This is a genomic window from Actinomyces sp. oral taxon 849 str. F0330, from assembly GCF_000239715.1.
Taxonomy (GTDB): domain Bacteria; phylum Actinomycetota; class Actinomycetes; order Actinomycetales; family Actinomycetaceae; genus Actinomyces; species Actinomyces johnsonii.
On sequence record NZ_JH470348.1, the window covers coordinates 84,565 to 110,876 of the forward strand.

Genomic DNA, 26,312 nt, shown 5'->3' on the forward strand with positions numbered 1-26,312 from the left:
AGGCCGGCGGCGATGTCGCGCTGCATCGAGGTGGTGGCGCCGGCGGGCTGAGCGTCTGCCAGGGCCAGGACGGCGGCGACCGGGTCGGGGGCGTCGTGGGTGGCCAGGTCGTGCCCGAGGGCGGAGGCGACGGCAACGACCTCGCCCGCAGCTCGACTGAAGGCGTCTCGCAGGTCGGAGCGCAGGACGCCGATGGGTGCGTTCGCGGCGGCGCCGAGCGCGCCCTGGACGACGACGAAGGAGACCTTGCGCCACAGCTCGGCCCAGATGGAGTCGGGGATCCAGGCGCAGATGCCGGCCTCCTCGAGGGCCTGGACGGCGGCGCTGCTGCGAGCGGTGGCGCTGCCGTCCCACTCCCCCAGGGCCAGGGAGCCGGCGCTGCCGATGGTGCGGATGTCTCCGGGCGAGATGATGGCGGAGTAGACGCGGGCGACTCCGGGCAGGACATGCTCCTTGCCGACGGCGTCGGCGAGCAGTCCGGGCGCGCTGATCCCGTTCTGGGTGGAGACGACACCGGTACCGGGAGCGGTCAGACGCTTGAGCACGGGAGCCAGCTCGGCCAGTGCGTCGACCTTGGTAGTCACGAACACCAGGTCCGGGTATCCGCCCAGGGCGTCGACGAGCCTGTCCGGATCGTCACTGGCCAGCGGCTGCTCGATGCGGACGGTGACGGTACCGGGTTCGCCGCCGGAGAGCTCGCGCAGCGTCAGCCCGCCCGAGCGCAGGGCCGCCAGGGTGCGGCCGTGAACGAGGAACCCGACCTGCTGGCCGCTCGCGGCTAGGCGGGCGCCGAGCCATCCTCCAATGCCCCCGGCACCGATGACGACGATACGCACCAGCGTCTCCTCTCGGTTCTGCTTCTATCTGTTCGTCTGTCTCCCTGCGCGTGGCGCGGGAGCTCGGGTCATCGGGTGAGTCGGTCTGATGCCGCTCACGGTAGGCGGAGGACGTCCAGGGCGTGGATGAGGTCGGAGGGGTAGTCGGAGGTGAAGACCATGCGCTCACCGGTGATGGGGTGGGTGATGCCGAGCTCACGGGCGTGGAGCCACTGGCGGATCAGACCGGTGCGCACGCTCATGGCCGGGTCGGCACCGTAGGTGGCGTCTCCGACGCAGGGGTGGCCGACGGCGGCCATGTGGACACGGATCTGGTGGGTGCGTCCGGTCTCCAGGTGGATCTCGGCCAGGCAGGCCCCGGGCATCGCCTCGATGACGTCGTAGTGGGTGATGGACTCGCGCCCGCCCTCGATGATGGCCATCTTCCACTCCCGGCTGGGGTGGCGGCCGATGGGTGCGTCGATCGTGCCGCTGGAGGGATCGAGGTGGCCCTGCACCAGGGCGTGGTAGACCTTGTCCACCGTGTGCTCCCGAAAAGCGCGTTTGAGTACCGAGTAGGCCCGCTCCCCCTTGGCCACGATCATGACGCCCGAGGTGCCCACGTCCAGGCGCGAGACGATGCCCTGGCGCTCGGAGGCCCCCGATGTGGCCACCCGTACGCGCATCGCCTTGAGTGCGCCCAGGACGTCGGGGCCGTCCCACCCCATGGAGGGATGGGCGGCGACACCTGCCGGCTTGTCGACGACGACGATGTCCTCGTCCTCGTAGAGCAGCTCCATGCCCTCGACCGGGGTGGGGACGGGTTCGGCGGGGCGCGGATCGGGCAGGTCGACCTCGAGGAGGTCGCCGGCGCGCAGACGAGCGGACTTCGTGAGTGCCTCTCCGTCCCTGCGCACGCCGCCGGCCCCGCACAGCTCTCCGACCCGACTGCGGGACAGCCCCGTCATGCGGGCCAGGGCCGAATCGAGGCGGTCGCCGTCGAAGCCGTCGGGAACGAGCAGAAGGCGCAGACTCATTCCGGCTCCGCGGGCATCGCCGGCATGGATGGAGCGGCGGCGTCCCCTTGGCGGACTGCGGCGCCCGCCGCGCGAGCCGGGGTCTGCGATCCGTCGGCGCCCTTCGGCTCCGGGGTGCTCCGGGAGCCGGCGCGCGTCCCGTCGATCTCCCATCCTCCCAGGGACAGGACAATGATGCCCGCGGCGGCGAGTACGATCGCGATGTCGGCGACGTTGCCCACGAAGTAGCCGCCGTAGTCGATGAAGTCGATGACGTGGCCTCGCAGGAATCCGGGTTCTCGCAGGAGACGGTCGATGAGGTTGCCAACCGCTCCGCCGAGCACCAGGCCGAGGGCCACCGCCCACGAGCGGGAGGCCAGGTTCCGGGAAACACGGACGATGATGACCACCACGAGGGAGGCGATGAGGGCGAAGATCCAGGTCTGCCCGGTGGCGAAGGAAAAGGCGGCACCTGGGTTGCGAACCAGGACGAGCCCCAGCGCCCGGCCGAGCAGGGTCGTGTGCTGTCCGTCGGACAAAGCGGAGAGCGCCCACTGCTTGCTGAGCTGGTCGACGACGACGATGACGACCGCCATCGTCCATAGCACGGTCACCGATAGGCGCCGGGCCCGACGGCCTTCTCCGTCCCGGCCGCCCTGAGCTCCCAGGCTCTTCTCCATGGCGCTGAACGGGTTGTCTGTGGGGAGTGAAACGATGTTATCCGCGGCCTCCTCGGGGGGCGTGGCCGCGTCCACGTGATCTGGCATGGGGCTTTCTCGCATTGCGCTCGGAAGAGAGACGGGTGGGAGCGTACGCACCGAGCGAAGGGCGGCGACCCGCGCGGGTCGCCGCCCTTCGTAGGAGGCCGTGTCAGAGACGACGGGAGGAGCCGGATCGTCCTTGACGGATGGGAGTCATGGAGATGGTGCTCCGTAGGCCGGTCCCTGAGGTGCTCACGGGGTGGCGCCGGGAGGCGATCACGGCCTGGGGATCACAGGCCGGAGATGGAGCTCTCGCCGCCGTCCTCGACGTTGGTCAGCAGGTTCTGCAGGTAGCTCTTGAGACGGGTGCGGTAGTCGGACTCGAAGCGCCGCAGCTCGTCAATCTTGTGCTCAAGGCCGGAGCGCTCCTTCTCCAGCTGAGCCAGTGTCCGGTTGCGCTGGTCCTCGGCCTCGCGCACGATCTGCTCGCCAGTGGAGCGCGCCTCGGTGACGATCCGCTCGCCCTCGGCCTTGCCGTTGGCGACGTGCTCGTCGTGGAGCCGCTGGGCCAGCTCGAGCATGCCGGATGCGGCGGCCGGGCCCTGGCCACCGGACTCGCCGGAGACGGCGGGCACCGACACGGCAGGCTCGGCCTGGACCGGAGAGACGGGGGAAGCGGGAGCAGCGGGGATGGCAGCTCCCTCGCCGAGCTGCGCCACCCTGCGGTTGGCGGCCTCGAGCTTGGCCTTGAGGTCGGCGTTCTCAGCCTCCAGCTGACGCATCGCCTCGACTACCTCGTCGAGGAACTCGTCGACCTCGTCCTGCTCGTAGCCCTCACGGAACTTGGTCGCCTGGAACTTTTTGTTGAGGACGTCGTCTGCTGTCAGCAGCGTCATGGGTCGTCACCTCGGTGTCGTTACGGATAAGGTCACGAGCACCGGGCATCCGGTCACTCATGCGGACAGAGTACCTGAACTCGAGGTTCAGGCCACATCAAGCGCGCTATCTCACGCTGGTGTGAGAACAGCACTCTAGCGGTTCGCTCACGACTTCACACCCGTTCAAAGAAGTTCGAGGAACCACTGGAGGATGAAGATCCCGAGGAACAGGACCAGGAAGCTCAGATCGATGCCGACCCCTCCCAGGCGCGCCATGGGCACCCTCTGACGGATCAGCCGCAGGGGCGGATCCGTCAGGGCGTGCACGAGGTTGGCCAACACCAGAACGGGCCCCTGGGGGCGCCACTGGCGGGCGAACAGCTGAACCCAGTCGAGCACGACCCTGACCAGGAGGATGAGGAGGTACAGGTCCAGAATTCCCAACAGGATCTTGGCCAGCACGGAGATAAGTGTCACGCGTCAGTCAACTCAGCTCTGGTTGAAGAACCGGCCGCGAGCCTCAGCGACCTCGCCGCCGTCGATCTCGACGCTGGCCGGGGTCAGCAGGAAGACCCGCGGGGTGACTCGCTCGATGGCGCCGTGCAGGCCGAAGACCAGGCCTGCGGAGAAGTCGACCATGCGACGGGCGTCGGACTCGCTCATGCCGGTGAGGTTGATGATGACGGGAACACCGTCGCGGAAGGACTCGCCGATGATCCTGGCCTCGTTGTAGGTCGACGGATGCACCGTGACGATGCGGCGGAGGTCCGGGGCAGCGGCAGGCTCGGGCGCAGCAGGGGCGGCGAAATCCTCGTAGCCCTCATCGACGAAGTCCTGCTCGTGCTCCTGCACGGCGAAACCGGCGTCGGCGGCCTCGTAGCCGTCCTCGTAGGTCTCCTCCTCCGGCTCCGAGTAGCCGAGGAAACTGGTCATACTGCGCAGCGCGCCCATTTTGTCGCTCCTTGGTTCGTCCGGTCCCCTGCGTTCCGGATGTGCTGCGACGGTATCCGCCCCCGCAACGCCGCACGGGGACCTCAACCCGGCGTGTCCCCAACCTCAGGTTCCAGGTAGGTCACGCTCAGGAAGTATTCAGCGCCCTGAGCCTCATCTCGGGAGAACGACGCCCGCCAGCCGTCCAGTCGTTCCCTCCCGCCGAAAGGAATAGAAGCGCGGATCCTCGTAGGTGCACCACCCGCCGGCGCTGATGTGCCCCACTCCCGCGCGTTCGAGCTGGGCGATGACGCCGGCGGCCACATCGAGGCCGGGGGTTCCCCACGACGTGCGCGAAGCGCAGGCGGGTTCGCGCTGCGCGGACAGCGTGCGCATGTGATCGGGCACCTCGTAGCAGGAGCCGCAGATCGACGGTCCGACGGCCGCCCAGAGGTCCCCCGGAACCGCGCCCGCGCGCCGGAGGGCATCGATCGTGGCAGGAACGACGCCGTCGAGCATGCCGCGGCGCCCGGCGTGAACGGCCGCCGTCACAATGCCGTCCCGATGGGCCAGTAGAAGGGGAACGCAGTCAGCCACGAGGACGCAGCAGCCGGCCGGAGCCCCGGGCATTCGGGTATCCAAGACGAGCGCATCCGCCGTGGGGACCGATTCGGTCCGAGCGGCAGCAACGGTGCTGGAGTGCACCTGATTCATCCAGGCCAGGTGCTCTCCCCGTTCGAGCCCGAGCAGTTCCTCGAGCCGGCGACGATGGCCGCGAACGCGCTGTGGGTCGTCGCCGACATGGAGCGCGAGATTCCAGCCGCAGTAGACCCCGTCCTGGTCACCGTCGTCGTCGGCGCCCCGGGCCGCGGAGTCGGTGTCGCCCCTGCCGGGAACGAGACGGGCCCGCGGGCCGCGAGTGGTGAAGTACCCGCGGGCCCCCGGGCCCAGATCCGCCTCGATCAGGTCTGCGACCTGAGCGGTAGCCGTTTCACGCATCCCTGAGCGGTCCCGACGTCAGCGTCACTCAACGCAGGAAGTCGGGCAGATCGATGCCGTCGTCGTCGGCATCGACGCCGATGACCTGCGGCACCTCGAGCTCGGAGACCGACTGCTGAACCGGCACGGAGCCGTACGTCCCGTAGGAGTCGTCCACGTAGGCGGGCATGCTCCCCGATGAAAGGGCCTCGGCCGCATTCACCTCCGACAGGTGGGCAGCGACGGCCGGCGATGACGGCGCCGGCGCTAGCGGCACGGGACGGGTCACCGGGTTCTGCGCGGCGTGTGCGCCACCGCGAGGGGCAGGCGCCGGCGGCAGATCCTCGACCGGGGAGGAGGGTACCGGCGGAACGGAGGCCGCCCTCGACAGCCGGGTCACCGGGTCGGCCAGGCCGCCGACCACCGGCTCGGAGTCGAAGCCCGCGGCGATGACCGTCACGCGAACCTCGTCGCCCAGAGCGCCGTCGACGACATTTCCGACGATGATGTTCGCCTCGGGGTGGACAGCCTCGCGCACGAGGTTGGCGGCCTCGTTCATCTCGAACAGCCCCAGGTCCGAGCCGCCCTGGAAGAAGAGCAGCACGCCGTGGGCGCCGTCGATCGAGGTCTCCAGCAGCGGGGAGGCGATGGCCTCCTCGGTAGCCGTGATCGCGCGCCCCTCGCCGGTGGCGGAGCCGATGCCCATGAGAGCACTGCCGGCGCCCTGCATGACGGACTTGACGTCGTTGAAGTCGACGTTGATGAGGCCGGGGGTGGTGATGAGCTCGGTGATGCCCTGAACGCCCTGGAGAAGAACCTGGTCCGCCTGCTTGAAGGCGTCCACGACGGAGATGTTCTTGTCGGCGATCTGCAGGAGGCGGTCGTTGGGGATGACGATGAGGGTGTCGACTTCCTCGCGCAGCGCCTGGACGCCGTCCTCGGCCTGGGCCGAGCGGCGACGCCCCTCGAAGGAGAAGGGCCGGGTGACCACGCCGATGGTCAGCGCTCCGATGCTCTTGGCCAGGCGGGCGACCACGGGGGCGGCGCCGGTGCCGGTACCACCCCCCTCTCCGGCGGTAACGAAGACCATGTCCGACCCGTCGAGGGCCTCGCGGATCTCCGACTCGTGGTCCTCGGCGGCCTTGCGGCCGATGGCCGGGTCGGCCCCCGCCCCCAGCCCTCGGGTCAGGTCACGTCCGACATCGAGCTTGACGTCGGCGTCGGACATGAGCAGCGCCTGAGCGTCGGTGTTCACGGCGATGAACTCGACGCCACGCAGATCAGCCTCGATCATGCGGTTGACGGCGTTGACGCCGCCGCCGCCGACTCCGACGACCTTGATCTCTGCCTGGTAGTGCTGTGCGTCGTCCACAGCCATGCTCTCGACCACTGGCGTCCCCTCCGCGAGTTTCGTCATGAGCCCCCTGTCGAGGACTCCCCTCAAACCTCAACCTCAAGTTAAGGTCTATACTTATGTCATTCTCTGAATGACTGGCTTAACGCTATGAGACTTCCAGGACGTCGCCACGCATTGAAGCCCGGCGTGTTCGCGTGCAGTTGCCTGCGGATTTCCTGCTATATCACTGCAATTCACCTGCAATAAACCTGAAGGCCGGCAGTGAGCGTCCGGCGGCCCTCCAGCCGGTTGTACGGCGGGGCGCGCGGAACCGCTCAGGACGTCTGCGACGACGTCGCAGTGGACGCGGCGTCGGTCGATCGCGTGGTGGGGCGATGGGGCGAGGAAACGTCGTAGATGGATGCACTGGTGGTCATCAGCGTCGCCAGGACCCGTGCCTTGAGCGTGTTGTCACGGGTGTCGCCCCAGACCACGCTGGCACCGTTGGACAGGGTGAGCGTGACCTGCCCGGCCTCGGTGGCGCTCCCGCTGGAGACCTGGGCCAGCGTTTCCGGCGTGAGAGAGCCCACTACTTGGGTGACCGCTGCGACCTGCTTGGCGGAGATCGCCCGGGGCCCCGCGGCCCCGCCGGTCTCGGCCGAGTCGGGCATGATGGTCACCAGGCCCGACGGCGCCTCGGGGACCCGTTCGAGGACCACAGCCTCGTTGTCGAGGATCTGGTACCCGTCCGGGCCCTGAACAGTGGCCACCGGCACCCGCATCGTCAGCTGCACTCGCAGTCCTCGGGGCCATGCCCTGGTCACCTGCGCCCGACGTACTCGGACCAGGTTGTCGCTGACCCGGGCGGAGAGCCGGCCGGTATCGAGCCTCAGCAACGAGTCGCCCGCGTAGGAGGCCAGGACGTCGCGGACCTGCTTGTCCGAGACGCTGCCGTCCGATCCGACGACGGAGATGCTCTGGGTCTTGAGCCCCAGAAGGGGTGAGAAGAGCAGGGCCCAGGTCGTCAGGACGACGACGAGCACGACTGCCGCCGCGGTCGTGACCCGGCGCAGGCGCAACCGGTGCAGGGCCTGCTGACGCTCCTTGAGGCGGTCGGCGAGCCCGGTGGAGACGACCCGGTCGTCGCCTCTGGGCAGCGCCACCTGTCGACGGCCGAACACGGTCAGCTCCGTGCTCGCCGCTCCGTCCGGACTGGAGGCCGCCTCCCGGTTTTTGGTCCCTGCGGGGCCATCATCGTCCCGACGAGGCTTGGGCGAAGGGCTTGACGAGCTCCTCGATGGGGTCGAGCGAGGGCCGCCCGAGGATGACGGGGCGCCACTGCGCGCGGCTCCGTCCCTCCTCACGGTGGCGCCGGAGCCGGGGACCCGTGGCCGTCTGGCCGTCGTCGACAGGCTGCTCGTCCGGCCGGATGGCTGGGTCGGCTGCTCGGGCGGCCTCTTGGCCTGTGAATCCTGCGAGGGCTGCCTGCCCCCGTTCCGACCGTTCCCGCTCCGCCCGGAGCGGACGGGGCGCGCACGCCGTATTCCGGAGCGGCGCGGCGGGATGCTGGCCGGGGCGCCCTGAGACCGGTCGGACGGCTCGGGGCGGGGCGCCGAGGGCTTCCTCATGCCGGTTCGCCCCGGTCCTCGGGCGAACCGGGTGCAGCGCCTTCGCGAGCCGTCAGGTCTGCCAGGACGATGGCGGCGAGCTCGGTGACGTCACCGGCTCCGACTGTCAGCAGCAGGTCTCCGGGGCGGGCCAGAGCGGCCGCCGCGTGTGCGGCGTCCCGCCGGTCCGCGACGAAGGAGGCCTTGTCGCCAGGGATCCGCCGGGCGACCGTGTCTCCGGAGATGTCGGGGAAGTCGGCCTGAGCCTCCCTGGCCGGGTAGACGTCCGCGACGACGACGACGTCGGCCAGGGCGAGCGCCTGCCCGAAGCGGTCGGCGAAAGCCCTTGTGCGGGAGAACAGGTGCGGCTGGAAGAGGACCAGGACCCGGCCGCCGCGCTCCTGGGCGACTTCACGCGCGGTGCGAAGCAGCGCCTCGATCTCCGTGGGGTGGTGGGCGTAGTCGTCGATAACGCGTACGCCGTCGGCCTGGCCCCGGTCCTCGAAGCGCCGCCCAGTTCCCCCGAAGGAGCCCAGGGCGCGGGCCATCTCGGCCGGTTCGACGCCGAGCTCGATGCCCGCCGCCCAGGCGCCGGCGGCGTCGAGGGCCACATGGTCTCCGGGGACTGCCAGCACCAGCTCGACCGTGCGGCTCCCCGTGTCATCAGTCGGGTCGCGGTCCGTCGCCCCGGTCAGGGTCAGCAGCGCGCGGGTGGAGGATGCGCCGCGCTCCTGGATGTCCAGGTGGACGTGCCCCTCCCCCACCGGCTTCCCACCGGGCAGGGTGTCGGGGCCACCGAAGGAGTAGGTGACGACGCGCAGGCCCTCATCGGCGGCGGACTGCGCCAAACGCAGGGAGCCGGGGTCGGCGGCGCAGGCGATCAGCAGCCCCCCGGGGACCAGGCGGTGGGCGAAGTCGACGAAGGCCGCCTCGAAGGCCTTGGCGGAGCCGTAGCTGTCGAGGTGGTCGGGCTCGACGTTGGTGACGATCTCGATGCGGGGTGAGTAGTTGAGGAAGGATCGGTCGGACTCGTCAGCCTCCGCCACCAGGGCGGGACCGCTCCCCAGGTGGGCTCCGGTGCCCAGGGCTCTCACGACCCCGCCGATGGCGAAGGAGGGATCGGCTCCGGTGTCCGTCAGGGCCTCGGCGAGCATGCCCGAGGTCGTCGTCTTGCCGTGCGCACCGGCCACGGCGACGAAGTCCAGCCCCTGGGCGGCCAGAGCGAGGGCCTGGGAGCGGTGGATGACCTCCTGGCCACGGCGGCGCGCCTCGGCGAGCTCGGGATTGGTCTCCTTGATCGCGGTGGAGACCACGACCGTGCTCTCGGCGGGAAGGTGCGTGGCGTCGTGGCCCAGGTGGGTCGCAATCCCCAGATCGGCCAGGTGGTCGAAGGCGGGGCCGCCGTGGGCGTCGGAGCCCGAGACCCGGGCGCCGCGCGCGGCGAGCAGCTGGGCGACGACGCTCATGCCCGCTCCCCCGATGCCGATGAGGTGGAACGACCGGCCCGACAGCGTGCGGCGGTCGGAACCGGCCTGCCGGGTGTCGGCGCGGGGGGCGCGTGTCGTCGTGGTCATGCCGCGTTCTCCTCGTCGGTGGGAGTGTTGTTCGTTGAGGCGCACTGCTGGATGAGGGCGGCCAGTCGGGCCGCCGCGTCCTGGACTCCGGTGGAGGCCGCGGCCCGGGCCATGGCGGCCTGCCGCTCGGGATCGGAGATGAGCACCGTAAAGTCGAGAATGTCAGAGGGCTTGAGGTCGGCGTCGAGTACCATGCGACCGCCTCCCGAGGCCAGGACGTCGGCGGCATTGAGGCGCTGTTCCCCGTTGCCGATCGGCAGGGGGACGTAGAGCGCGGGCAGGCCCAGGGCGGTGATCTCCGCAACGGTGCCGGCGCCCGAGCGGCACAGGACCCCATCGGCGCAGGCATAGGCCTGTTCCATGGTGGTCAGGTAGTCCAGCACGTGGTAGCGCTCGATCAGATCCTCCGGTGCACCGGCATCCACCGCCGCCTCGAGGGCGGCGCGCACGGGGGCGTCCTTGTCCTTGCCGGTCAGGTGCAGCACCTGCAGACCGGCGGGCAGGGAGCTGAGCGACTCGCTGAGGACCTCGTTGAGGTGCTGGGCTCCCAGAGAGCCGCCCGTCACCAGGAGCGTGGGCATCGCGGGATCGAGCCCCAGCGCCTGGGCGCCGTCGACGCGGGCACGATGAGCCCCCTCCGAGGTAGAGCGCTGCGTCACCAGGGCGGCGATGGCCGGGCGCAGGGGCAGCCCGGTGACCTCAGTGCGGCCCTTGGAGGCCTTGAGTCGGGTGGAGGCGAAGGTCAGCGCGACCGCTTGGGCCCAGGAGGCCCCCAGCCGGTTGGCCAGGCCCGGGCGGGCGTTCTGCTCGTGGATGACGACCGGTACACCGGCCTTCCGGGCAGCGAGGTAGGCGGGGGTGGAGACGTAGCCGCCGAAGCCGACGACGACGTCGGCACCGACCGTCTCGATGGCCTCGGTGGCCGCGCTGATCGCCTTTCCCAACCGGTGCGGCAGGCGCAGCAGATCCCCGCTGGGGCGCCGGGGCAGGGGGACCCGGGGGACGAAGGCCAGTTCGAAGCCGGCCTCGGGAACCAGCCGCTTCTCCAGCCCCTCGGCCGTCCCCAGGACAAGGATCCGCGTGCGGGGGTCCCCGCCCAGGGCCGGGTCCAGCAGGGCAGCGGCCGAGGCCAGCAGCGGGTTGACGTGGCCGGCTGTGCCGCCACCGGCCAGGAGTACCCGCAACGGCCGGTCGCGCTCGCCCCGGATGGGCTGTGTCTCCTGGGGCGATCCTGCACTCTCACTTGTCTCGGGCACGGTTCCTCCTTGGGACGATGACTGCCAGGGAACGACGCAGCGCCCCGGGGCTCGTGGACAGGGCCTCCTGCGCGCCGGGCTCGTGGCGGGCGAAGGCGAGAAGCACCCCGATGGCCAGGAGAACCGAGACCAGGGCGGTTCCTCCGCGGCTGACGAGGGGAAGCGGGACGCCCAGCACCGGCAGGGCGCCGGTGACAACGCTCATGTTGATGATCGCCTGTCCCACGATCCATGCGCCGATGGCCGAGGTGGTGGCCACGACGTAGGTGGTGGAGTGGCGTCTCATGAGACGCAGACAGCAGCCGCCGATGACGGCGAACAGGACGATGACGACGAGGGTGCCCACCAGCCCGAACTCCTCTCCGAGCACGGCGAAGATGTAGTCGGAGTCGGCCTGGGTGAGGTAGCCCCACTTCTGACGCGAGGAACCCGGTCCCACACCGAACCAACCGCCGGTGCCGAGCGCCCACATGCCGTGCTTGGGCTGGTAGCCCACGCCCGTGGGGTCGGCGCCCTCGGGGTGGAGCCAGGCGATGATGCGGGCGCGCCGGTTGGCACTGAGCAGCGAGGCTCCTGCGAAGAGGAGCAGGCCGAGCACTCCCAGAAGAGCGAACCATCGTTTCCGCATGCCCCCCACCCATAGGGCGCCCGCGACGATGAGGACCAGGATGATGACGGTTCCCAGGTCCTGTCCGCCGAGAACGGCCACGATCGCAATGGCGACGCCGACCCACCCCGCTACCGCGGTCCGATCCCGGCGCTTGGCCGTGTACCAGGTCGCCAGCGTGCCCAGGACGAGGGCGAGGGCGACCTTGATGAATTCCGAGGGCTGGGCCGTGCCGACCCCGGGCACCAGGATCCAGTTGCGGTTGCCGTAGACATTGACGCCGATGGGGGTGAAGACCAGGCATTGCATGGCGATCGTCAGTCCCAGCACCACCCAGGAGACCCGGGGGAACCAGGACAGCGGCATACGGGAGACCCCGATCATGCCCACGGTCCCCACCACCGCGAAGACGAGGTACTTGGCGAAGTCGGTGAAGGCGTTGCCGCCGTTGGCGGCAACGGTCACCGACTGCACGGAGAAGACCATGATGAGTCCGAAAGTCTCCAGCACCAGGGTGGAGATGAGCAGACAGTAGTAGGTCAGGGTCACCTGCTCGGAGCGTTGAGCCGAGTCGTCGGCGCCGCCCGAACGGCGTGGGCGATGGCGCTGCGCAGAGGAGCCGTCGGGCTCGGACGCCTTGGAGCCCTCCCACGGGCGGGATAGGCGCTCGCCCCAGCGCGCCAGGCGCCGGCCCCATGCGGCGCGCAGGTGACCGATCTGGCTGGTGCCCCGAGAACCGACAGTCCTCGGCGATGCCTTCTGCGGAACTTGAGAAGGCGCTTGGGACGGGGATCCTTTCACGTGCCGTCTCGGCGAGTTCGATGACTGCCGGGGTCGGGCGGTGCGCGGGCCGGACTGCTTGCCGGACCGTGATGGCTGCTTCGTCGACTGCTCGGGCGCCTTGGCGGAGGTCTTCCGAGCGGTCGCCTCGCCCGGCGGGTCCTCGGCCCGCGGCCTTCCTGACGCGTGTCCGACCATCGTCGAGGATCCTGACGAGGAGGGTGTCGACGAGCGGGAAGCGGTGGCCGAGGCGGACCCGGTCTTCACAGCTGCTCCTGGACAGCGGGGGCGTCCGTGGTCTGGAGCCCGTCACCGCGGGTGTAAGCCCGGGCAGCCGCGGCGAAGAGGTCACCGCGCTGGGCGTAGGAGGTGAACTGGTCCCAGGAGGCGCAGGCCGGAGCCAGCATGACGGTGTCGCCGCCGCGGGCCATGGTGCCGGCTGCCTCCACCGCAGCGGCGCTGACCCGCTCGGGCGCGGCGTCGCCGATGCGGGTCACCGGCAGTCCCGGGGCCTCCTGCTCCAGGGCGGCCAGGATATCGCTCTGATCCTTGCCGATGACGACGGCGCCGCGCAGGTGGGGGCGCACCGAGCGGACCAGGTCGAAGAACTGGGCGCCCTTGGTGTCTCCGCCGCAGATCCATACGCCGGTTCCCCGCGGCAGGGAGGTAAGCGCCGCCTCGGCGGAGTGCGGGTTGGTGGCCTTGGAATCGTCGACCCAGGTGACGGAGTCCGCCTCGGCGACGGTGACGATTCGATGGGCTCCGGGGCTGTAGGCGCGCAGTCCGGCGGCGACCGCCTCGGCGCTCGCACCTGCCGCGCGAGCCAGAGCCGCTGCCGCCAGGGCGTCGGCGAGTATATGGGGGGGCAGGTTCTCGGTGCGGTGGCCCGGAGCTAGGTGAGCCAGGTCGGCGACGGTGGCCAGCTCGACGCCACTGGAGCGGCGCTCGGCGTGGAAGGCACGGTCCACCAGCAGATCCTCGACCATGCCGACCTGCCCGAGTCCCGGCGTGGCCAGGGTGAATCCGATGGCGCGGCAGCCCTCGACGACGTCGGCCTGGCGGACCATGCCCTCGGTGGCGGCATCGGCGAGGTTGTAGACGGCGGCGAGACGGGTCCGGGCGTAGACGCGGGCCTTGTCCGCAGCGTAGGCCTCCGGGCCCCCGTGCCAGTCGAGGTGGTCCGCGGCCAGGTTGAGGCACGCAGAGGCCAGGGGCGAGAGTGTCCGGGTGGTGTGCAGCTGGAAACTGGACAGCTCCACGGCCAGGGCGTCTGCGCTGCCGGACAGCACCGCCTCGGTGGCGGGCGTTCCGATATTGCCGACAGCCGGGGCGGCGAGTCCCTGGGCCTGGAGGATGGCCGAGAGCATACCGACCGTAGTGGTCTTGCCATCCGTGCCGGTGAGCGTCAGCCAGGGGACATCCGGTCGGGAGGAGTCCTGCTGGAGCCGCCAGGCCAGCTCGATCTCGCTCCAAGTCTCGATGCCGGCCGCCTCGGCGGTGCGCAGGACCGGACCCGTGGCCGGAACGCCAGGTGAGACGACCAGCAGCCGCGCCGGAGAGTCCGCCAGGGCGGCTGCACACGCCTCGCCGTCGGCCACAGCGGCCGAGACGACGCAGGAGGCCAGGGCGGTGTGCGCGGAGGCGTCCAGCGCCTCGATGGAGGCCTCGCGGCTGTCGAAGACGTGAATGCGAGCCCCCAGGGTGGCCAGGGCGTCGACAACGGCGCGCCCGGTGCGCCCCAGCCCGACGACGGCCACGTGGGCGCCGTCGAGCTGATCGTGCAGGGACCCGGCAGGACCGGCGACGCGGCCGGATGCGTTCACCGTCCCGGCGCTGCGGGGCGGTTCACCGGGGACTTCAGTCAGGCTGGTCACGGTGCGGGCTCACGCTCCTGGTTCTTCACTGTTCTTCACTGCTCCTGGCCGGACCGCCGGCAAGGGGGCTCTGCATCGATGGTTCGCGGAATCCGGGGGACCCGACTCACCCGAAGATGAGCTGGCGCAGGTACTCGGCGTAGAAGAGTCCCAGTCCCGCGATAACGCACAGGCCGGCGATGATCCAGAAGCGGATCACCACGTTGACCTCGGTCCATCCTCCCAGTTCGAAGTGGTGATGCAGTGGAGCCATGCGGAAGACGCGTCGGCCTGTCGACTTGAACGAGACGATCTGAATGATGTCGCTCATGACCTCGGCCAGGAAGAGCCCGCCCAGTATGACGGCGAGGAACTCGGTGCGGGTCAGGATCGACAGCCCCGCGACGGCACCGCCCAGGGCCAGGGAGCCGGTGTCGCCCATGAAGATCTTGGCCGGTGAGGCGTTCCACCACAGGAACCCGAAGCACGCCCCCATCAGGGCGGCGGCGATCATCGCCAGGTCGCGCGGATCTCTGACCAGGTAGCAGGTGGTGGGGACCATGGTCTCGTGGCCGTAGTTGCAGGACTGGTTGGTCTGCCACAGGCCGATGAGCGTGTAGGCGCCGAACACCATGGCCGAGGCGCCGGCGGCCAGCCCGTCGAGGCCATCGGTGAGGTTGACGGCGTTGGACCAGGCGGTGATGAGGAAGTTCGCCCACAGGATGAACAGGATGAGCCCGATGACACTGCCCGCGAAGGCCAGGTTGATCGCCGAGTCCCGGGCGAAGGAGATCCGGGTGGAGCCGGGGGTGAGCCCGTTGCGGTCGGCGAAGTGCAGGGCCGCCACCGAGAAGCCGATGCCGATGAGCGCCTGTCCCAGGATCTTCTGCCAGGCCCGCAGCCCCAGGGAGCGCTGCTTGGAGATCTTCTCGAAGTCGTCCAGGAAGCCGATGAGCCCGAGCCCGACGATGAGGAAGAGCAGCAGGACCCCGGAGGCTCGCGGCGTGCGCAGCTGGGTGAGATTCGCCAGGGTGTATCCCAGGACGGTGGAGATGATGATGACGAGGCCGCCCATGGTGGGCGTGCCGCGCTTGGTGAAGTGGCCCTGGGGGCCGTCCTGGCGGATGAACTGCCCGTACTCCTTGGCGTGGAGGTAGCGGATGAGCAGCGGGGTTCCCAGCAGAGTGCCCACCAGTCCGACCACGCCGGAGATGAGGATGGCGGTCATCGGGGACGAACCTCCTTGAGGTGGTCGGCCAGGCGCCAGGCGCCGGATCCGTTGGAGCCCTTGACCAGGACGGCGTCGCCGTCGGCCAGGAGGGCGTCGATCTGGGAGATGGCGGTCGCGGCATCGTCGAAGCCGACGACCTCGACCCCTCGCGCCCTGGCGGCCTCGAGTGCCTCCTGGGTGGAGCCGATGCCGATGAGCATAGCCGCTCCGGCCCGGGCCGCTAGCTCCCCGGTGCGGGCATGATCGGCAGCGGAGGACTCCCCCAGCTCGAGCATCTCGGAAACCACGACGACGCGGCGCCGGCTTCCGGCCAGGGCCGGCAGAGCGGCCAGTGCGGCTGTCATGGAATCGATGTTGGCGTTATAGGAGTCGTCGATCAGGAGAAGATCACCACTGAGCTCCGAGATGTCCATGCGGTGGGGGCTCTCAATGCTCGCAGTCCCCAGGCGCTCGGCGATGATCCCGGGGTCGAGCCCCGCGGCCAGGGCCAGTCCCGCGGCGGCCAGGGCGTTGGCCACGTTGTGGGCGCCGGCAACACAGAGCCGGACGCGCCGGGGTCCGTCCAGTCCGGGCAGGTGGAGGTCGAATCCGGCACGGGCGGCCTCGTCCAGGGCGATGTTCTCGGCCCGCAGGTCGGCGGGGTTGCCTTGGGCGGAGAAGGTGAGGACCCGCCCCGGGGCGAGATCCGCCATGGCGGCGGCGCGCGCGTCATCGGCGTTGAGGATGGCGGTACCGCCGGGCAGCAGGCCGGCGACGATCTCCGCCTTGGCGGCGGCGACGCCCTCGATGGAGCCGAACCCTCCCATGTGGGCGTGGCCGATCATGAGGACCCCGGCCGCGTCCAGGGGAGCGATGTCGGTGAGGTAGGCGATGTGGCCGGGACCGGAGGCCCCCCATCTCCAGGACGAGGTAGCGGGTGCGCTCATCGGCCTCCAGGACGGTCAGCGGCAGGCCGATCTCGTTGTTGAAGCTGGCCCTGGGGGCGACGGTGGGGCCGGAGGCGGCCAGGAGCTGGCGGGTGAGGTCCTTGGTGGTGGTCTTGCCCACCGAGCCGGTCATCGCCACCACGGTGAGCCGCTCACCGCGGTCGGCTGCGGCCCGGCGCAGGCCGACCAGATGGGTGCGGGCAAGGGCACCGAGGGCCGTGACGGTGTCCTCCACGAGGACGAGTCCCAGGGGCAGCTCCTCAGCCGTACCCCCAGTCGTGTCCTCCGTCGTGGACGCAGCCCCCGTCCCGGGCTGTGCGGCCGCGGAGCCGGCAGCGCCGCCCCGGTCAATGCCCAACCCGGCCCGGGCGGCCCCCGGGTCGGAGACGATCGCCCCGACGGCGCCCAGGGAGAGTGCGGAGCCCAGGTGGGCATGGCCGTCGGTGCGCTCGCCGTGGACGGCGACGAACAGGGAGCCTTCGGCGGCCTGGCGGGAGTCGGTGACGACCGGGCCGGTCACAGGTGCGTCCGGGCCGATGAGCCTGCCGCCCACGGCGGCTGCGATCTGACTCAGGGTGAGGTTCATCCCCGCCCCCATTTCTCCTCGACGGCCTCGGCCATGACGGGAGCGTCGTTGTAGCGGATGAAGTCTCCGGCCATCTCCAGGAAGGGCTCGTGGCCCTTGCCGGTGACGATGACGGTGTCGTCGGGGCCGCACAGCTCGACGCCGCGGCGCACGGCGTCGCCGCGCCAAGTGGTGATCTCCTCGACGTTCTCCAGGTCCGGGCGCACGAAGCGTACCCCGTCCAGGATGGCGTTGCGGATGAGCTGGGGATCCTCGCTGCGGGGGTTCTCGTCGGTGACCACGAGGACGTCGGCCAGGCGGGCGCACACCTCGCCCAGCATGGGCCGCTTGCCCTGGTCGCGGTCGCCGTCGGAGCCGAAGACCACGATGAGGCGGCCCGGGGTGATGGGGCGCACGGCCTTGAGGGCCAGCTCCATGGCGTCGGGGGTGTGGGCGAAGTCAACGATGCACAGGCCGCGCCTGGTGTCGCGTTGGCTGATGCGCTGCATGCGGCCCGGGATGTTGTGGGCTCCTGCCAGGGCCTCGGTGGCGGTGGCGGTGGGCACGCCCGCACGGATGGCCATGACCAGGGCCAGGGCCGCATTCTGGACGTTGACGAGTCCGGGAAGGGGGCAGGAGGCCTCGATCTGCTCGCCGTCGGGTCCGTGGAGGGTGAAGGTGGTGGCGGAGTCGGTCAGGGAGACGGCGGCGTCACTGACCCACCAGTCGGCGGGGGCGTCGCCGGGGTAGGCGCGCAGGCGGTCGATCTCGATGGGGGCCTCGGCGGCGAGAGCGGCGCCCCACTGGTCGTCGACGCAGACGACGCCGCGGCGGGCGTGCTCGGGGGTGAACAGCTGCGCCTTGGCCTCCAGGTAGCCCTCCATGGTCTTGTGGAAGTCGAGGTGGTCCCGCTGGAGGTTGGTGAAGCCGGCGACGTCGAAAACGACTCCGTCGAGCCGGTGCAGGACGATGGCGTGACTGGAGGCCTCCAGGGAGGCGGCGCCGACCCCGTCCTCTACGGCCAGGGCCATCATCCGCTGCAGGACGGGGGCCTCGACGGTGGTGCGCGGGGACTCCACGGAGCGCTCCCCCACGCGCAGCTCGACGGTCCCGGCCACCATGCAGGCGCCGACGTGGGCCGACAGGATCGCGTCGAGGAAGTAGGAGGTCGTGGTCTTGCCGTTGGTACCGGTGACGGCCGTCGTGATGAGGCCGCGCGCGGGGTGGTGGTAGACCTCGGCGCTCAGGGGGCCGACGACGGCGCGCGGGTCGTCGCAGATGAGAACCGGGGTCTCGGGGGCGGTCTCGTGGACGATCCGGCTACCCTCGGCGTCGGTCAGGACGACGACGGCGCCGCAGGCCACGGCCTCGGCGGCGAAGCGGGCACCGTGGACGGTGAAGCCGGGCAGGCCCGCGAAGAGCTCGCCCGGGGCGGTGTCACCGGAGTCGACGCTAACCCCCAGGACGCTCAGATCCTCCAGGGCGGCGGCGTCATCGGCTGAGGCGGGAACCAGGGAGAAGCGCTCGCACAGAGCGCTGATGGGGACGGGACCATTGGAGCCCGGCCGTAGGGCGGCGGCCGACTCGTAGGCGTGGTTGCTCATAGTTCCTCAATCTATCGCGACCTTCGACTGTCGATCTTCCACAAGAACCTCTGAGGGTCGCTTCGCTGGGGTGCTGGTGGTCACGATCGTCTACCGCATGGGGTACCTCACTGGCTCGCATCCCGTTCCCCGCCGGCTCCGTTGCGCGCGGCCTGGGCGGCCACGACGCTCGGGTCCGGGGCGATGTTGAGCGCCTGCATGGCGGCCAGCGCCACTTCCCGGAAGGCGGGGGCGGCCACGGTGCCTCCGAAGATGCCCTCGGGCCGGTAGACGATGACGGCGATGGCCAGGACCGGGTCGCGCGCGGGGAGGAATCCGACGAAGGACGCCACGGTGGAGTCGTCGGTGAGGATCTCGGTGGTACCGGTCTTGCCCGCCACCAGGTAGCCGTTGATGGAGGCGGCCTCGGCGGTGCCGCCCTCCTGGGTGACGCCGATGAGCATCTCGGTGAGGGTCGTGGCGGTGGCCTCGGAGATCACCCGCACCCCTTCCGGGCGGGTCTGGGGGGTCTCCTTGCCGTCGGCGTCGACCCAGCCGTCGATGACTCTTGGGGCCACGCGCACGCCCTTGTTGGCGACGGTGGCCAGCACCTGGAGGGACTGAAGGGTGGTACCGGCCACCCCCTGGCCGAACATCGTGGTGTAGCGGGTGCGGTCGTCCCAGGAACTGGGCGGGTAGAGGATCCCCTCTGACTCGGCGGGCATCTCGATGCCCGTAGTCTCGCCCCAGCCGAAGCGCCTCATGTAGTCGTAGCGGACATCGTCGGAGACCTTCTCGCCGATCTGGACGGTGCCGACGTTGGAGGACTCGGCCAGGACCCCGGAGGTCGTCATCGACTGGGTCTCGTGCGCGTGGGAGTCCTTGAAGGTCTGGCCGCTGGCGGAGGTCCAGGTGTAGGGGATGGTCCAGGTGTCCTCGGGCTTGACGGCGCCCGTCTCCAGGGCGGTGGCGAAGGTGACGACCTTGCCGACGCTTCCGGGTTCGAAGACGGCCTGGACGCTGCGCGCGGTGCGGTTCTCCTCGGAGGTGGCCGACGGGTTGGAGGGATCCACGGAGTTGGAGTCGGCCAGGACGACGACCTTGCCGGTGCTCGGCTCCATGGCCATGACGATGCCCCAGTCGGCGTGCTGGGCCGCCACCGTGCGGTCGATGGTCTCCTGGGCGATGGACTGCAGGTCCGGATGGAGGGTGGTGCGCACGGTGGCGCCCGGCCGGGCCGGATTGTCCTTCTGCTCGCCGGTGGGGATGATGACGCCGCTGCGCCCGATCTCCTCGCTGCCCTTGCCGTCGACACCGGTGAGGAGCTCATTCTGAGTGAGCTCCAGCCCGGCCGCCCCGATGAGCTCGCGGTTGTGCTCCCCCTCGCGGGTGAAGCCCAGGACGTTGCCGGCCACGGTCCCGGCCGGGTAGGTGCGCCGGGTGCGCTGGTCGGGCTCGACTCCGGGGATGTCCAGGGCCTTGATCTTGCGCCACGTGTCGGGGGCGACCTCCTGGGCGATGACCTCGTAGGTCCGCTCTCCCACAAGCTTGGCCCCGAGCTCGAAGGGGTCGACGTCGAGGATCGGGGCGAGCTGGGCGGCCACCGCCGCCGCTCCGTAGCCGACGACGACCTTCTCGTTGACCCCGGTGGACTCGTTGAGGCGCATCTCGGTGCGCTCGTACTGGGCGATGAGGGGCTGGTTGACGCCGATGTCGTAGCTGACCGCCGAAGAGGCCAGGACCGTGCCGTCGCGTCCGGTGATGTCCCCCCGGGGCGCCCGGTTGACCCAGGAGACCGTGCGCTCGGCCTTGGCTCTGGCGGCCAGCTCCGGTCCGTCGACCGCCTGGACGTAGACGGTGCGCCCGGCCAGAGCCGTGAACAGCAGCAGACCTCCGGCCTGGAGCACCTGACGACGCGAGGGGTTCACCGGCGGCCTACTTCCCGGCCTGACCGGCCTTGGCTGCGTGGGCAGGGGTGCCCTCGGTGAGCTGCCCCTTGTCGACGTCCACGACGCCCGGAGCGGCCGCGGGCACCATGCCCAACTCCTTGGCGCGAGTGGCCAGGGCGTCGGGAGCAGAGGCCTCCTGCACCTGGGTGCGCAGCGTCTCGACGTGGTCCTCGGCGACGTTGAGCTCGACCTGCTTCTCCTTCATCCGGTAGGCGGTGTCGGCCATCTTGGCGTTGAGGAGCATCGAGGCGACGAGGGCGCCGGCCAGTACCATGATGATGAGCGTGAGGAAGGGCAGGGACGACGACGTCGCCCGGGATGCGCCGCTGATGACGCGCAGTTGAGGGCGCTTGACGGCACCGGCCTCCGTGCGCCCCTGGATGCCGGAGGAACCACTCGCCTGGGCGGTGCGCCGTGTCGCGATCGGGCGGGTGACTCGAGCAGTGGCGGTGGCGCTCATCAATGTGCCTTCCCTGTGGTGTCGTTGGACTTGGTACGTGTGATGCGAAATGGACTGAGACGGTTGTCGAAACTGCGCGGACCCGGCCTCACGTCGGGCGGTGCCGGTTGGCGCGGCGTCCGGCTCGACGGCCCGAGACCCGGCCGTCGGAGGATGACGGACGCGTCTGCGGTGCAGGCGCCCGGTCGGCCGGACGAAGGCGCTCCGCCGCACGCAGCCGCACCGGCGCCGAGCGGGGATTGTGCTCCAGCTCGCGGGCGTCGGCCTTCTCCGCGCCGCTGGTGAGCAGCTCGAGGTAGGGGCGGTCTGCCTCGGGCACGACCGGCAGATCCTGCGGTGCCCGGGAGGTGGCCCCGTGGGCCAGTGCCCGTTTGACGATCCGGTCCTCCAGGGACTGGTAGGACTCCACCACGAGGCGTCCCCCGACCCGCAGGCTGTTGAGTGCCCGGGGCACGGCCAGCTCCAGGACGTCGAGTTCGGCGTTGACGGCGATGCGCAGCGCCTGGAAGGTCCGTTTGGCGGGGTGCCCGCCGCTGCGGCGTGCCGGTGCCGGCACCGCCTGGCGGACGAGCTCGGCCAGCTCCTGCGTGCTGCTCACCGGCTCACCGGCCTGCCGACGGTTCACGACCGCGGCGGCGATGCGGGAGGCGAATCGCTCCTCGCCGTAGGTGCGCAGGATGTGGGTGAGCTCGGCGGCGCTCGAGCCTTCCAGCAGGTCCTGGGCGGTGGGCCCCGAGCCCTGGTCCATGCGCATATCGAGAGGCGCCGGGCGGGCGTAGGAGAAGCCCCGCGAGGCCTCGTCGAGTTGAAGGGAGGAGACGCCCAGGTCCATGAGGACGGCGTCCACCGTCCCATCGCTGTTCGCGGAGTGCTCACGGGCCACCCGGTTCACGGCGTCGTAGGTGTCTCGGACCGCGATGAAGCGGTCGCCGAAGCGCTCCAGACGCGCCGATGCCAGTGCGATCGCCTCTGGGTCGCGGTCGATGCCCACGACCTTCAGAGTCGGGAAGCGCTCGAGTGCCGCCTCGGTGTGTCCCCCCAAGCCCAGCGTGCAGTCGATCATGACCGGCCTGGCCGCGGTGCTCCGGGCGGCGCCCCTGATCGCCGGCGCGAGCAGGTCCAGACAGCGCTGGAGGAGTACCGGCTCGTGCCTGCCGGCGGCGTCGGCGGCGGCCGACTGCGCCTGGGGGCTGGTCATGCGGCGTCCTCCTTCCTGGAGCCTGCCCGGTGCTGCGTCCTGGGCACATCTGGTTGACATGTCTGGTTCTGGGCGGCTCAACGAGCCTTCGAGAGATCGCTGTCCGCGATCTCTGACGGGGCGGGTACTCGTCCTCGACGTCGGTATGCGGTCCGGACGGCGGCCATCTCGCCAGGACTCCTCCCGTGGTTCCGGCGCCGGGGAAGGGGCGTCGGACGCGACATCGGGCGGAGACCTCACGAGATGGCCCATCAGCGCCGTGACGGCATCTGCGTGCGTTCCGCGTTGTTCAGTTGTGGTCGGGAAGTCGTCTGAGAAGTCGGTTCAGAAGAAGCCGGGGATGATCTCCTCGGCCGTGTCGGCGAAGACCTGCTCCTGAGCGGCCAGGTAGGTGCTCCAGGACTCGGCGTCCCAGATCTCCACCCGGGCTCCGGCTCCGATCACGGCCAGCTCCTTCTTCAGGCCCGCGTAGGCCCTCAGTTGCCCTGGCAGCGTGATGCGCCCCTGTTTGTCTGGGATCTGCGAGTCCGCTCCCGAGAGCATGACGCGCACGTAGTCGCGCGCCTGTTTCTGGGCGAGGGGGGCCTCACGCAGCTGGGCGTACATGCGCTCGAACTCGGCAGCGGTGAAGGCGTACAGGCAGTGCTCCTGACCTCGGGTCAGAACCACTCCGCCCGCAAGCTCCTCACGGAACTTCGCCGGAAGGATGAGACGGCCCTTCTCGTCCAGCTTGGGTGCATGCGTTCCCAGGAACATGAGCCACCTCCTTCCCCTCGACGACCCCGTGCACCCCACCCTACTCCACTTCCCTCCCTTTTCTCCCACCCCTCCTCTGCGAGCGCATCACAACTGCGTATCGCGGGCTCACGACCGCTCTCATGACAACAGCATTTTTCGTTGAAATGCCGGAGAACTGCGTCGGACGCGAACATGGTGGAGCGGAGTGGAGGGCCCGTGGAGGGAGGTGTGCGACACCGCCTTCTCGGCGTGGTGGATATACAGGAAAAAAGTAGGCTTCATCCGGCCTGCACGCAGATTCCCGTCGCCGAGGGATATCGAGACGGAACGCGCGAGGAGGGCGGCGACCTCGCCGCAGGACCTGCTGCATCCACTCGGGCCCTCACAAACACAGGTCCCGTCCCGAGCGAGCGAGTGCCGGGGACAGGACCTGTCGGGCCGAGAGTGGTGGAGGGAAGTGGGGGTGGTGGAGGGGAGTGGGGATCCGGTCTGGCGGCGCGGCCTGCGACAGGGGCGGAGAGCGGAGAGGCGTTTCAGTCCTCGGAGTCGCGGCGACGCTCCCAGCGCTCGTACTGGCGGTCCATGAACGCGGAGCGCTTCTTCCCGCCGCTCTTGCCCCCGCCGAACTTGGCGTCACTGGCGGACTGGCGCGACCCGGAAGCGCTCTCCACCCGGGTCAGGGCCAGGGCCACCCCGCCAACGGCGACGAGGAAGCCCGCCACGCCCAGCAGGATGGACACGAGGTTGTGGCGCACAGAGACCCCGGCGATCAGGAGTGTCAGGCCGACGAGGATCAGGGCCACGCCTCCCCCGACTTGGCGGGGCGAGGGGCGCGAGAGCCGACGCTCCTCGCGCTGGAGCGTATGCGCCAGGTCGGGGTCGTCCTGGTGGAGCTGCGATTCCAGGTCCCGCAGGACCTGCTGCTCTCGCTCTGACAGTGCCATCATGCTCCTTGCTTCCGGGAGGGGCCGGGGGATCTGCGCCGTAGTTGCCAGGATAGGCGCTGTGGGGGCTCAGGAGAAACTCGCGGGACCGCATTGGTCGAGATTGACCGGGGCTGACTGAAATTAACCGAGATGAACCGTAACAGCTCGGCTGAGGCCGGGGACCGATCGGGACCGATCGGACTCATCGGGCACGCCTCCTCACTACTGCATCGTCTCACCGTCTCGTCATCACCCTGCACCACCGCGCGGCCGCCGAGTGACCCCGCCCTCGCCTCTCAGAAGGCTGGCCGGGGCCAGCGCGCCGTTACCCCACCTACGCCGTACGGCGTCGGCCGCCCGCTCCGGGGCGCCGCGCCGGGAATCCTCGTCCAGGAGCAGCTGCACGCCGTCGTCGGGGCGAAGGAGCCCTTCGACTCGCACGCCCAGGAGGCGGAAGCCGCCCGCCGGAGTGGGCAGGGCGGAGAAGAGGGCGGCGACGATCTCCCAGATGTCGCGGGCGAGGTCGGTGGGAACCGCCAGGGTGCGCGAGCGGGTGACAGTGGTGAAGTCGGCTCCTCGGGCCTTGAGGACGACGACGCGGCAGCGCAGGTCTCCCGCACGCAGGCGGGCGGCGCACTGGTGGGTCTGGTCCAGCAGGATCCGTCTGGCGTGCTCACGATCGGCGACGGTGTCAAAGAAGGTCGTCTCGGTTCCCACCGATTTCTCCTCGCGCACCGGCTCCACCCGGCGGGGATCGACGCCGTGCGACAACTCGTGAAGGTGCCTCCCGGCAGCCCGGCCGAGGATCTTCTCAAGGTGGCGAGGATCGGCGTCGGCCAGGGTGCGCACATCGTTGATGCCCCATCTCGCCAGGACCTCCTGGGTCCTGGCGCCCACGCCCCACAGCGCCCCGACCGGCAGCAGGTTGAGGAAGTCCCGGGTGGCGTGGGCCGGGATGAGGAGCAGTCCGTCGGGCTTGGCATGGGACGAGGCCAGCTTGGCGACGAACTTGGTCGAGGCAATGCCCACCGAGGCCGGCACGCCCACGCGCCGGCGCACCTCGGCGCGGATCCACCTGCCGATGGTCACCGGCGGACCCATCCGGCGCCGGGCGCCGGTCACGTCGAGGAAGGCCTCGTCGATACTCACCTTCTCCAGAACCGGAGTGACCTCCGCCAAGACGGACATGACCTGGGCCGAGACCCGGGAGTAGAGGCCGTGGCGCACGGGCAGCACCACGGCCTGGGGACAGCGCCGGCAGGCCTCGGCCATGGACATCGCCGAAGAAACGCCGAAGGCGCGGGCCTCGTAGGAGGCGGCCGACACAACGCCCCGGCCGTCGCGACCGCCGACGATGACGGGCCGGCCGGCCAGCTCGGGATGCTCGAGGAGTTCGACCGAGGCGAAGAAGGCGTCCATGTCGACATGGATGATGGGCGCGGCGGAGTCGTCGTCCCCCCAGGAGCGGCGCGCGGCCCGGGAACGGGGCGCCCTGCTCATCTCCACCTCCTCAATGGATCCGCGAGCGCGCTGGGCGAGCTCTTCGACGTGCTGCTGCGTTCGGCCGACGTCCGCTCCGACGACGACCGGTCAGTACCGGCTTGAGTCCTTCTCATTGCCTCCCAGGCTACCTTGGCCCTGTGACACGTAAACGCAGGGTCTGTGGCGCCCCGGCGCTCAGCGGCCTTCCCACGGGGCCGGTGCGCACCTCCTTCGCCATGGCAGAGCTGGTGGCGCGGGACACTGGCATCCTGCTGATGCTGGACGGCGCGGAGTCATCCTTTCTGGACCTGCGCGACCCGGCCCACCTGGACTTCGAGTACCACCAGCAGATGGATGCGGTTCTGGGTGTGCTGCGCCCCACGGAGGACCCCGTCAGAGCGCTCCACCTGGGCGGGGCGGGCTGCGCCCTAGCCCGGGCGTGGGACATGACACGGCCCGGCTCCCAGCAGGTGGCCGTCGAGATCGACGAGATCCTGGCGGCCCGGGTACGAGCCTGGTTCGACCTGCCCCGCTCCCCCAGGTTGCGAATCCGGGTCGGCGACGCTGCCGACGTCGTCGGAGGGCTGCGGCCGGGCCAGTGGGACGTCGTCGTCCGGGACGTGTTCAACGGCGGCAGCGTGCCGGCCTCCTGCCGGAGCCGGGAGTTCCTGGCCGCGTGCCTGGATGCGCTCGCGCCCGGTGGCGTACTGCTGGTCAATACCTCCTCCACGCCTCGCGGTCAGGCGGGGGCGGAGATAGAGGCGCTCATGGAGGCGCTGCCGGGAGACGCCAACGGCCTGGTGATCATCTCCGACCCGGCCGCGATGCGCGGCCGACGTCAGGGCAACCTGGTGCTGGCCGCCCGCCGTGAGCCCTTCACGGCCGGCGAGCTCGAGAAGATCGAGCGCGCGGTGCGCCGCCTG

The 26,312-nt window shown here is 70.3% G+C and carries 22 protein-coding genes and 1 pseudogene; 1 reads left to right on the forward strand and 22 read right to left on the reverse strand.

Features of this window, described 5'->3' with window-relative positions; all coding sequences use genetic code 11:
- The 22 genes and pseudogenes from HMPREF0975_RS00350 to dinB all read right to left on the reverse strand — a co-directional run.
- The coding region (locus HMPREF0975_RS00350; RefSeq protein ID WP_009232090.1) for a ketopantoate reductase family protein at positions 1 to 836 on the reverse strand (836 nt) is incomplete at its 3' end.
- A 95-nt stretch (positions 837 to 931) separates the two neighbouring features.
- Positions 932 to 1,852, reverse strand: a complete 921-nt coding sequence (locus tag HMPREF0975_RS00355) for an RluA family pseudouridine synthase (protein WP_009232091.1) — start codon at positions 1,850 to 1,852, stop codon at positions 932 to 934.
- Positions 1,849 to 2,598, reverse strand: a complete 750-nt coding sequence (lspA, locus tag HMPREF0975_RS00360) for a signal peptidase II (protein WP_009232092.1) — start codon at positions 2,596 to 2,598, stop codon at positions 1,849 to 1,851. The genes HMPREF0975_RS00355 and lspA overlap by 4 nt, the downstream gene beginning before the upstream one ends.
- A gap of 224 nt (positions 2,599 to 2,822) precedes the next feature.
- Positions 2,823 to 3,428, reverse strand: coding sequence for a DivIVA domain-containing protein (locus tag HMPREF0975_RS00365; RefSeq protein ID WP_009232093.1), 606 nt, complete (start codon positions 3,426 to 3,428; stop codon positions 2,823 to 2,825).
- Positions 3,429 to 3,593: 165 nt separating this feature from the next.
- Complete coding sequence (locus HMPREF0975_RS00370) at positions 3,594 to 3,887, reverse strand: YggT family protein (RefSeq protein WP_009232094.1); 294 nt, start codon at positions 3,885 to 3,887, stop codon at positions 3,594 to 3,596.
- Positions 3,888 to 3,899: 12 nt separating this feature from the next.
- On the reverse strand, positions 3,900 to 4,361 hold the full coding sequence (locus HMPREF0975_RS00375; RefSeq protein WP_009232095.1) for a cell division protein SepF: 462 nt from the start codon (positions 4,359 to 4,361) through the stop codon (positions 3,900 to 3,902).
- A 153-nt stretch (positions 4,362 to 4,514) separates the two neighbouring features.
- A complete protein-coding gene (locus tag HMPREF0975_RS00380) occupies positions 4,515 to 5,339 on the reverse strand; it encodes a polyphenol oxidase family protein (RefSeq protein ID WP_009232096.1) in 825 nt (274 codons plus the stop codon).
- A gap of 28 nt (positions 5,340 to 5,367) precedes the next feature.
- Positions 5,368 to 6,735 carry a cell division protein FtsZ gene (gene ftsZ / locus HMPREF0975_RS00385; RefSeq protein WP_009232097.1) on the reverse strand — a complete coding sequence of 456 codons (1,368 nt, stop codon included), beginning with the start codon at positions 6,733 to 6,735 and terminating at the stop codon, positions 5,368 to 5,370.
- Positions 6,736 to 6,989: 254 nt separating this feature from the next.
- Positions 6,990 to 7,835 (reverse strand): cell division protein FtsQ/DivIB, encoded by an 846-nt coding sequence (locus HMPREF0975_RS00390; RefSeq protein WP_009232098.1) that lies wholly within the window; start codon positions 7,833 to 7,835, stop codon positions 6,990 to 6,992.
- Between the two features lie 443 nt (positions 7,836 to 8,278).
- Positions 8,279 to 9,835: a UDP-N-acetylmuramate--L-alanine ligase gene (murC, locus tag HMPREF0975_RS00400; RefSeq protein ID WP_009232099.1), complete on the reverse strand. Its 1,557-nt coding sequence runs from the start codon at positions 9,833 to 9,835 to the stop codon at positions 8,279 to 8,281.
- Positions 9,832 to 11,091, reverse strand: coding sequence for a UDP-N-acetylglucosamine--N-acetylmuramyl-(pentapeptide) pyrophosphoryl-undecaprenol N-acetylglucosamine transferase (locus HMPREF0975_RS00405; RefSeq protein WP_009232100.1), 1,260 nt, complete (start codon positions 11,089 to 11,091; stop codon positions 9,832 to 9,834). Before HMPREF0975_RS00405 ends, murC begins: the two co-directional genes overlap by 4 nt.
- Positions 11,075 to 12,745, reverse strand: coding sequence for an FtsW/RodA/SpoVE family cell cycle protein (locus HMPREF0975_RS00410; RefSeq protein WP_049939298.1), 1,671 nt, complete (start codon positions 12,743 to 12,745; stop codon positions 11,075 to 11,077). Before HMPREF0975_RS00410 ends, HMPREF0975_RS00405 begins: the two co-directional genes overlap by 17 nt.
- Entirely contained in the window at positions 12,742 to 14,352 is a 1,611-nt protein-coding gene (murD, locus tag HMPREF0975_RS00415; protein WP_009232102.1) for a UDP-N-acetylmuramoyl-L-alanine--D-glutamate ligase, read from the reverse strand. The genes HMPREF0975_RS00410 and murD overlap by 4 nt, the downstream gene beginning before the upstream one ends.
- Positions 14,353 to 14,458: 106 nt before the next feature.
- Positions 14,459 to 15,559 (reverse strand): phospho-N-acetylmuramoyl-pentapeptide-transferase, encoded by a 1,101-nt coding sequence (gene mraY, locus HMPREF0975_RS00420; protein ID WP_009232103.1) that lies wholly within the window; start codon positions 15,557 to 15,559, stop codon positions 14,459 to 14,461.
- A pseudogene (locus tag HMPREF0975_RS00425) lies at positions 15,556 to 17,086 on the reverse strand (UDP-N-acetylmuramoyl-tripeptide--D-alanyl-D-alanine ligase). Before HMPREF0975_RS00425 ends, mraY begins: the two are co-directional and overlap by 4 nt.
- Positions 17,071 to 18,657, reverse strand: coding sequence for a UDP-N-acetylmuramoyl-L-alanyl-D-glutamate--2,6-diaminopimelate ligase (locus HMPREF0975_RS00430; RefSeq protein ID WP_009232106.1), 1,587 nt, complete (start codon positions 18,655 to 18,657; stop codon positions 17,071 to 17,073). The pseudogene HMPREF0975_RS00425 and the gene HMPREF0975_RS00430 overlap by 16 nt, the downstream one beginning before the upstream one ends.
- A gap of 107 nt (positions 18,658 to 18,764) precedes the next feature.
- Entirely contained in the window at positions 18,765 to 20,564 is a 1,800-nt protein-coding gene (locus tag HMPREF0975_RS00435; RefSeq protein WP_009232107.1) for a peptidoglycan D,D-transpeptidase FtsI family protein, read from the reverse strand.
- Positions 20,565 to 20,571: 7 nt separating this feature from the next.
- Entirely contained in the window at positions 20,572 to 21,045 is a 474-nt protein-coding gene (locus tag HMPREF0975_RS00440; RefSeq protein ID WP_009232108.1) for a hypothetical protein, read from the reverse strand.
- A gap of 88 nt (positions 21,046 to 21,133) precedes the next feature.
- Positions 21,134 to 22,243, reverse strand: coding sequence for a 16S rRNA (cytosine(1402)-N(4))-methyltransferase RsmH (gene rsmH, locus HMPREF0975_RS00445; RefSeq protein WP_009232109.1), 1,110 nt, complete (start codon positions 22,241 to 22,243; stop codon positions 21,134 to 21,136).
- 324 nt (positions 22,244 to 22,567) lie between these two features.
- On the reverse strand, positions 22,568 to 22,999 hold the full coding sequence (gene mraZ, locus HMPREF0975_RS00450; RefSeq protein WP_009232110.1) for a division/cell wall cluster transcriptional repressor MraZ: 432 nt from the start codon (positions 22,997 to 22,999) through the stop codon (positions 22,568 to 22,570).
- 515 nt (positions 23,000 to 23,514) lie between these two features.
- Positions 23,515 to 23,925: a DUF3040 domain-containing protein gene (locus tag HMPREF0975_RS00455; RefSeq protein WP_009232111.1), complete on the reverse strand. Its 411-nt coding sequence runs from the start codon at positions 23,923 to 23,925 to the stop codon at positions 23,515 to 23,517.
- Positions 23,926 to 24,156: 231 nt separating this feature from the next.
- Positions 24,157 to 25,407, reverse strand: a complete 1,251-nt coding sequence (gene dinB / locus HMPREF0975_RS00460) for a DNA polymerase IV (RefSeq protein ID WP_009232112.1) — start codon at positions 25,405 to 25,407, stop codon at positions 24,157 to 24,159.
- A gap of 140 nt (positions 25,408 to 25,547) precedes the next feature.
- Between dinB and HMPREF0975_RS15950 the strand changes: the two genes are divergently transcribed.
- A partial coding sequence (locus tag HMPREF0975_RS15950) for a spermidine synthase (RefSeq protein WP_009232113.1) occupies positions 25,548 to 26,312 on the forward strand: 765 nt, incomplete at its 3' end.

What these genes read in the sequence shown, in the direction of transcription:
- rsmH (WP_009232109.1), bottom strand. Translation starts at nt 22,243, where the DNA reads ATGACCAGCCCCCAGGCGCAGTCGGCCGCCGCCGACGCCGCCGGCAGG.
- HMPREF0975_RS00380 (WP_009232096.1), bottom strand. Translation starts at nt 5,339, where the DNA reads ATGCGTGAAACGGCTACCGCTCAGGTCGCAGACCTGATCGAGGCGGAT.
- dinB (WP_009232112.1), bottom strand. Translation starts at nt 25,407, where the DNA reads ATGAGCAGGGCGCCCCGTTCCCGGGCCGCGCGCCGCTCCTGGGGGGAC.
- HMPREF0975_RS00375 (WP_009232095.1), bottom strand. Translation starts at nt 4,361, where the DNA reads ATGGGCGCGCTGCGCAGTATGACCAGTTTCCTCGGCTACTCGGAGCCG.
- mraZ (WP_009232110.1), bottom strand. Translation starts at nt 22,999, where the DNA reads ATGTTCCTGGGAACGCATGCACCCAAGCTGGACGAGAAGGGCCGTCTC.
- murC (WP_009232099.1), bottom strand. Translation starts at nt 9,835, where the DNA reads ATGACCACGACGACACGCGCCCCCCGCGCCGACACCCGGCAGGCCGGT.
- HMPREF0975_RS00440 (WP_009232108.1), bottom strand. Translation starts at nt 21,045, where the DNA reads ATGAGCGCCACCGCCACTGCTCGAGTCACCCGCCCGATCGCGACACGG.
- mraY (WP_009232103.1), bottom strand. Translation starts at nt 15,559, where the DNA reads ATGACCGCCATCCTCATCTCCGGCGTGGTCGGACTGGTGGGCACTCTG.
- ftsZ (WP_009232097.1), bottom strand. Translation starts at nt 6,735, where the DNA reads ATGACGAAACTCGCGGAGGGGACGCCAGTGGTCGAGAGCATGGCTGTG.
- HMPREF0975_RS00355 (WP_009232091.1), bottom strand. Translation starts at nt 1,852, where the DNA reads ATGAGTCTGCGCCTTCTGCTCGTTCCCGACGGCTTCGACGGCGACCGC.
- HMPREF0975_RS00455 (WP_009232111.1), bottom strand. Translation starts at nt 23,925, where the DNA reads ATGGCACTGTCAGAGCGAGAGCAGCAGGTCCTGCGGGACCTGGAATCG.
- HMPREF0975_RS00365 (WP_009232093.1), bottom strand. Translation starts at nt 3,428, where the DNA reads ATGACGCTGCTGACAGCAGACGACGTCCTCAACAAAAAGTTCCAGGCG.
- HMPREF0975_RS00430 (WP_009232106.1), bottom strand. Translation starts at nt 18,657, where the DNA reads ATGAGCAACCACGCCTACGAGTCGGCCGCCGCCCTACGGCCGGGCTCC.
- lspA (WP_009232092.1), bottom strand. Translation starts at nt 2,598, where the DNA reads ATGCCAGATCACGTGGACGCGGCCACGCCCCCCGAGGAGGCCGCGGAT.